8 protein-coding genes and 1 pseudogene are annotated in these 6712 nt (G+C 63.2%); all 9 read left to right on the forward strand.

Translation table 11 applies throughout. The features are described 5' to 3' along the window. The coding region (locus EN906_RS17675; RefSeq protein WP_206529107.1) for an ADP-ribosylglycohydrolase family protein at positions 1-353 on the forward strand (353 nt) is incomplete at its 5' end. Further along, complete coding sequence (locus EN906_RS17680; protein ID WP_127272387.1) at positions 350-1321, forward strand: PfkB family carbohydrate kinase; 972 nt, start codon at positions 350-352, stop codon at positions 1319-1321. The genes EN906_RS17675 and EN906_RS17680, both read left to right, overlap by 4 nt. A 58-nt stretch (positions 1322-1379) precedes the next feature. Then, positions 1380-2441: an ABC transporter substrate-binding protein gene (locus EN906_RS17685; protein WP_127273265.1), complete on the forward strand. Its 1062-nt coding sequence runs from the start codon at positions 1380-1382 to the stop codon at positions 2439-2441. Positions 2442-2506: 65 nt separating this feature from the next. Continuing rightward, complete coding sequence (locus EN906_RS17690) at positions 2507-3370, forward strand: ABC transporter permease (protein ID WP_127270909.1); 864 nt, start codon at positions 2507-2509, stop codon at positions 3368-3370. Continuing rightward, a complete protein-coding gene (locus tag EN906_RS17695) occupies positions 3370-4158 on the forward strand; it encodes an ABC transporter permease (protein ID WP_127270907.1) in 789 nt (262 codons plus the stop codon). The genes EN906_RS17690 and EN906_RS17695 overlap by 1 nt, the downstream gene beginning before the upstream one ends. Further along, complete coding sequence (locus tag EN906_RS17700; RefSeq protein WP_127270905.1) at positions 4158-5222, forward strand: ABC transporter ATP-binding protein; 1065 nt, start codon at positions 4158-4160, stop codon at positions 5220-5222. The genes EN906_RS17695 and EN906_RS17700 overlap by 1 nt, the downstream gene beginning before the upstream one ends. A gap of 209 nt (positions 5223-5431) precedes the next feature. Then, positions 5432-5740 (forward strand): annotated as a pseudogene (locus EN906_RS38985) (aconitase X); the annotation flags it as partial. Positions 5741-5771: 31 nt separating this feature from the next. Beyond that, the gene (locus EN906_RS17715; protein WP_245484286.1) at positions 5772-6245 is read left to right on the forward strand and encodes a sugar ABC transporter substrate-binding protein; all 474 of its coding nucleotides are present in this window, start codon (positions 5772-5774) and stop codon (positions 6243-6245) included. 238 nt (positions 6246-6483) lie between these two features. Then, on the forward strand, positions 6484-6712 hold a 229-nt coding region (locus tag EN906_RS17720; RefSeq protein ID WP_127375284.1), incomplete at its 3' end, for an LLM class flavin-dependent oxidoreductase.

Below are 6712 nucleotides of genomic sequence, written 5' to 3' on the forward strand. Positions count from 1 at the left end.
AGGACGTCGTGCGTGGCAAGGCGATCAGGGATGCGATCCGGCTGATCACCGATCTGGTCGGCACCGGCGTCGCCAGCCAGGAATCCGTTCCGGCTGCCTTCGCCGTGCTGGAAGTCGCCCGTGGCGACCCCTGGCAAGCAGCCATCATAAGCGCCAATCTCGGCGGCGACACCGATACGATCGGCGCCATCGCTGCCGGCATGGCCGGCGCCTGCACCGGCTTTTCCCGATTGCCGCAAGAGTACATCCTCCGGCTTGTCGGCATCGACTTGTCAGAGGTTGGCGCGCTCGCCGCCGACCTTGTCGCGGCAAGGGCGGCGAAAGCCGGTTCCAGCAAGGACGCGGCGGCGTGAGCGGCCGTCTCGTCCATATCGGCAGTGCCGTGGTCGATTATGTCTACCGCATCGACGCTTTGCCGGCGCCCGGCATGGAAAAGACGGCATCGAGCTTCGCCCAGGTCGCCGGCGGCGGCTTCAACATGATGGTGGCGGCCAGCCGCACCGGCATGCAGGTGGTGTTCGGCGGCCAGCTCGGCAGTGGGCCGAATGGCGACTTCCTGCGCGCCGCCTTCATGGCCGAGAACATCGCGACACTGACGCCGCCATCGCCCTTGATGGACAGTGGCAATTGCGTCGCCATGATCTCCAGCGACGCCGAACGCACCTTCGTGTCATGGCCAGGTGCGGAGAGCGTACTCAGCCTCGATATGATGGCGCCCGTCGCGGTGGCGCCGGGAGACTGGGTGTTCACCTCCGGCTATACGCTGAGCTACCCCAAGAGCCGCGATGCGCTCACCGACTGGATCGAGGCGCTGCCGGCGAATATTCCCTTCGTCTTCGATCCGACGCCGGTCATCTCGGACATTCCACGCTCCATCCTGTCGCGGGTGCTTGCCCGCACCACATGGCTGAGCTGCAACACGAGGGAGGCGGCCGAGATTGCCGGCCCGGGCGATGTCGAGGGTCTCGCGGCGCGACTTCTGGGCGACCATTGCCCGCAGGCTGCTGGCGTGATCATCCGCTCCGGAGCAAAGGGTTGCCACGTACGGTTGGCCCACGGGTCAGCGCAGACCATTGCCGGCTTCAAGGTCAACGCCGTCGACACCAATGGCGCCGGCGACACCCATATCGGCGCTTTTGTCAGCGCGTTGGCGCGCGGCACCCCGCCCTTCGAGGCAGCGCGCTATGCCAATGCTGCGGCGGCCATTTCGGTTACCCGCCATGGTGGCTCCTCGGCGCCGACGAACCGCGAAATCCAGACATTCCTGAGCCATGCCGCCGATCCATCGGGAGCAGGCCGGACACAGAAGGCCAATGCATAACAGCTGGAAAAGCCTGACAAGCCCGGGAACCGGGCAAACCCACAGAGAGGAACCAACCATGCGCATGCCTGATTTGACTGCTCTGCTGACGGCGACCGCCGTCTTTACCTCCGCACTTGCGTTCGCCGCCAAGGCCGACGAAGTGCATGTGCTCAACTGGAAGGGTTACGGCGCCGATGAACCGTGGGCCGTCGAGGCTTTCGAAAAGGCGACCGGCAACAAAGTCGTCAACGACTTCTTCAATTCCGAACAGGAAATGCTGACCAAGATCCGGACCAATCCCGGCCTCTATGACGTGGTCATGATCAACGCGGCCTTCAACGACCAGGCGATGGCCGGGAAACTGATCCAGCCGATCGACGTTTCCAAGCTGCCGAACTATGCCGACATCAGCAAGGACAAGGCGGGATCGCCGATGCTCGTCCATGACGGCAAGGTCTATGGCGTGCCGTGGGTATGGGGCCTCACCGCACTCGCCATCAACGAAAAGTCCTTCGACAAGCCACCGACGAGCATCGCCGAAATGTGGGATGCCGCCCACAAGGGCCGCGTCGTCATTCGCGATGATGCCGTTGAAGCGGTGCAGTTCGGCGCCATCGCCACTGGCCAGAACATCAACGACATCAAGGATATGGATGCGGTCAAGACGAAGCTGACCTCGCTGATGCCGCAGATCAAGACCTTCTGGAGCTCGGAAAACGACTGGAACCAGATGGTCGCCTCCAACCAGATCGACATCGGCACCTATTGGAGCGGCTCGGCCGACCGCGCCAAGACGCATTTCAAGCTGCCGGTCTCGCTGGTGGTGCCGCAGGAAGGTGCCGTTGCCTGGCTCGACGCGTTTTCCATTCCGGTCGGCGCCAAGAACGTCGCCGGCGCCGAGGCCTTCATCAACTACATGATCGACCCGAAATTCTACGTCGAATGGGTCACCAAGGTCGGTGCTCCCGTCTCCGCCAACACCAAGGCGGTGGAAGCGCTGCCCGAGGATGCCTTCAACCGCAAGGTCATGGGTGATCCCGAAGTGGCCAAGCGCATCCAGTTCCAGGCGCCGATCACCGACGCCCAGCGCGAAGCCTATCTGGCGCTCTGGCAGCAGCTTAAGGTCGACGTGAAGTAAGATCACAGCCAGGCCAGCCGGCGGTTCGCGTCGGCTGGTTCTTCCAATCCTGGGAGGAGGGTACCATGGCAGCTGCGACAGCGTCGCGAAGCGGGCTGAGATCGGCATTGCCGCTGCTGGCACCGGCCTATCTCTGGCTGACGGTGGCGATCTTCCTGCCGCTATCCGCCATGGTCTTCTTCTCGTTCATGACCGAGCTGCCGCTGTCGGGAAAGCCGTGGGCGTTCACGCTTGGCAACTATGCCGCCTTCTTCTCGCAGAGCCTCTATCTGACGCTGCTGCTGGCCTCGCTGCGCCTTGGCCTCGAAGTGACGCTATGGTGCATCGTCATCGGCTATCCCGCCGCCTATGTGCTCGCCAAGGTGCTGAAGGGGCGCAGCCGCGAGGCGATCTTCCTGCTCGTCATCCTGCCGTTCTGGTCGAATGGGTTGGTGCGCATCTTTTCCTGGGCGATGGTTTTGCGCGAAGGCGGCATCCTCGACACCGCGCTTAATGCCGTGCTGCCGTTCAAGATCAACATCGACCTCATGTATTCCTATCCGGCCGTCATCATCGGGCTGGTGCATTCCTATGTGCCTTACATGGTGCTGACCTGTTATCTCACGCTACAGGCCATCGACGACTCGCTGATCGAGGCCGGGCGCTCGCTTGGCGCATCGCGGTTGCAGGTGCTGAAGCGGGTGATCATCCCGCTGTCGATGCCCGGATTGGTCGCGGGTGCGGCGCTGATCTTCGTGCCGGTCGTCGGCTCGTTCATGGAACCGCGCATCCTGGGCGGCCGCACCGGCACCTTCTACGGAACGGTCATCGAGGACCAGTTCGTCGCCGTGTTCAACTGGCCGCTCGGTGCCGCACTCTCCTTCATCCTGCTGGCGGTGGTGCTGGTCATCCTGGCGGTGGCGTCGCCAGTGCTGCGGAGGGCCGCGTGATGACGACGACCCGCATCCTCGAAGGACTCGGCCGCCTCTACATCTGGCTGCTGCTTGCCTTTCTTTATCTGCCGATCATCATCATGGCGCTGATGTCGTTCAACGTTTCTCCCTTCTACCAATTGCCGTTCGAATGGACGACTGAATGGTATGCTTCGCTGTGGCAGAACGACCAACTGATCGCAGCGACCTGGAACAGCGTCGAGATCGCGGTCATCACCACGATCATCTGCGTCGTGCTCGGCTCGGCGGCGTCGCTGGCGCTCTATCGCTACGAATTTCGTGGCAAGAAGTTCCTGCAGGCGCTTTTGTTTCCGCCGATCGCCATACCGTGGCTGATCACCGGCACGGCAATGCTGATTTTCTTCTTCGGCGTCGGTATCGGCCGTGGCCTGCATGCGATCCTGCTCGGCCATGTCGCATTGGCGCTGCCCTATGTCATCGTCGTCGTCTCGGCCCGGCTGCAGACCTTCGCGCCGGAGCTGGAAGAGGCGGCGCGCTCACTAGGCGCCAACCAGTGGCAGGTGACGCGCCGCGTCACGCTGCCCTGGATCATGCCCGGCGTCATCGCCGGCGGGCTGTTCGCGTTTGCCGTTTCGTTCGACCAGTTCGTGGTGTCCTATTTCCTGGCGACGCCGGGCCAGACGACGCTGCCGGTCGAAATCTACGCCGCGATCCGCAAGGGTTTCACGCCCGAGATCAACGCGGTCTCGACCATCATCATTGTCGTGTCGATGGCGCTGATGCTGCTGACGGCGCGGTTTTTCAAATTCGGCGGAGAGAAATAATGGCCGGCGTGCAGGTATCCGATGTCTCGCGCAGCTTTGGCGCACACAAGGCGTTGGACAACGTCTCCATCGACTTCGCCGATGGCGGCTTCTACGCTCTGCTCGGGCCGTCGGGCAGCGGCAAGACCACGCTGCTGCGGCAGATCGCCGGTTTCGATTTTCCTGACTCGGGTCGCATCACCATAGGCGGCGAGAGCGTCGAGCGGGTGCCCGTCGAGAAGCGCCGTATCGGCATGGTGTTCCAGAACTATGCCCTGTTTCCCAATATGAGCGTCGCCGACAATGTCGCCTTCGGCCTGTCGGTGCGCGGCGAGGCCAGGGCGATCATCGCTACCGAGGTGCAACGCGCGCTCGATCTGGTGCAGCTTGGCAAGCTTGGTGGCCGCCGGCCGCACCAGCTCTCCGGCGGGCAGCGGCAGCGTGTGGCTCTCGCCCGCGCCATCGTCACCAAGCCGCGCGTGCTGCTGCTCGACGAGCCATTGGGTGCGCTCGACAAGGCGTTGCGCGTCGACATGCAGATTGAGCTCAAGCGCATCCAGCGCGAGATCGGCATCACCACGATCTTCGTCACGCACGACCAGGAAGAAGCGCTGACGATGAGCGACCGCATCGGCATATTGCGCGACGGAAGGCTGGTGCAGGAGGGGCCGCCGGAGGAGATCTATAACAGGCCGAAGAGCGAGTTCGCTGCCACCTTCCTCGGCGACGCCAACATTTTTCGCGGCGATACGACGGGCGATGGCATCCGGCTGCCGGACGGCACGGCGATTGCCGCCGGCGCGGGTGCCAAGCTTGCCGCCGGCGCCAAGGCGAGCTGTGCCGTGCGCCCCGAACGCATCCGCATCGCCACGGATGCCGGAGCACCGGATGGCACTGCCAACATGCTCAAGGGGCAGGTTTCCAAGCGCATCTTCGCCGGCAACAACAGCACCTATTTCGTCGAGCGTGGCGGCCAGACGTTGAAGGTGATTGTACAGAACACGGGTGTCGACAGGCTGGCGGAAGGTCAGGACGTCGTTCTGCGCTGGTCGCCGGAGAGTACGGTGTTGATCGCGGCGGGGTAGGTAGAGCGGTTCGCCCCCCTCTGTCCTGCCGGACATCTCCCCCTCAAGGGGGGAGATAGGCAGCCTCAACGCCGCCACTCTTTCTTCAACACTGGAAATTTGCGAAAGCGGCAATGACAGCTAATCTCCCCCCTTGAGGGGGAGATGCCCGGCAGGGCAGAGGGGGGCGCTGTCCCTCCGTCCTTTCCGACAACGAGCCCGGAGCTGCGATGACGCTTAAATTGACCGCACAGGACCGATCCATGCTCGACGGCGAGCAGGGTCCGTCCGCCGCCGCTGCCATGAAAATCCTGGCCGCGTTTTCCAATGCGGTCGGGGCGGGCTGCCTGCTCGACATTGCCGGCGCCCATATCGATGGCTGTCTCTACCACGGCAAGGCCGGTCTCGATTTCGTCGAGCGGCTGGTCGAAGGCGGTGGCCGCGTTCAGGTGCCGACGACGCTGAATGTCGGTTCGTTCGATCTCATCCATCCCGGCATGGTCAAGATGCCCCTAGCGGAAGAGGTGCCGGCGCGGCAAGGCGCTCGGCGGCAAGGGCTCCGTCGTCATCATCGCCGGCCAGGCCGGCAACGGCACCACGATCGGACGCGTCAGCGGCTTCACCGACCGTCTCAAGGAAACCAATGCAGACATCAAGGTGCTCGACACGGTCAACGCCGACTTCGACCAGCAAAAGGCGCTGGTGGTCAGCCGCGATCTGATCACACGCTTCGGCGACCAGATCAGCGGCGTCTACGCCAATGACGACACGATGGCCCGCGGCTTCATCGATGCCTGGAAGGAGGCCAACCCCTCCAAGGCCGCACCGCCGATCGTCGGCATCAATGGCCAGAAGGATGCGTTCGAATCGATCCGCACCAATGAAATGTACTCGACCATCGTCCAGTCGCCCGTCGAGGATGGCCGCCTGGCGATCAACACGATGGCCGAGATCATCGACGGCAAGCAGGTCAAGGACCGGCTGCCCATCCCGCTGACCGTCGTCACCAAGGACAACGTCAACGCGGTCGAACCAGCGTTCTGATACAAGGAGGCCGGCCCGGTGTATTCGGGCCGGCCTCCTTTTCTTGCCAGAGAGAGAAATTCTAATAGCGGCGGCAGAATTGGAATAAACTAACTCTACAGAGTTTGTGGAATAAGCAATCTGCACTGGCGATCTGGTTTCCACCCGGACAGGACCACGCCATGCCCACTCTTTCGCATCAGCTACTCACCAAAGCAGGCATATCCGGCCGCCTTCGTCAGGCAGCGGGAGAGAGGCCATGAGCCGGGTCGTGCCGGACCGCATCAAGGTGCTCTGGTTTCTGCCGACGCATGGCGACAGTCGTTATCTTGGCACGGCCGAGGGCGGCAGATCGGTCGATCTGCCGTATCTGACGCAAGTGGCGAAGGCGGCCGACACGCTCGGCTACTATGGCGTGCTGTTGCCGACCGGCCGCTCGTGCGAGGATTCCTGGGTGATCGCATCGGCACGAGAGCCGATGCGATCAC

This window comes from Mesorhizobium sp. M7A.F.Ca.CA.004.06.1.1, from assembly GCF_003999135.1.
Taxonomy (GTDB): Bacteria; Pseudomonadota; Alphaproteobacteria; order Rhizobiales; family Rhizobiaceae; genus Mesorhizobium.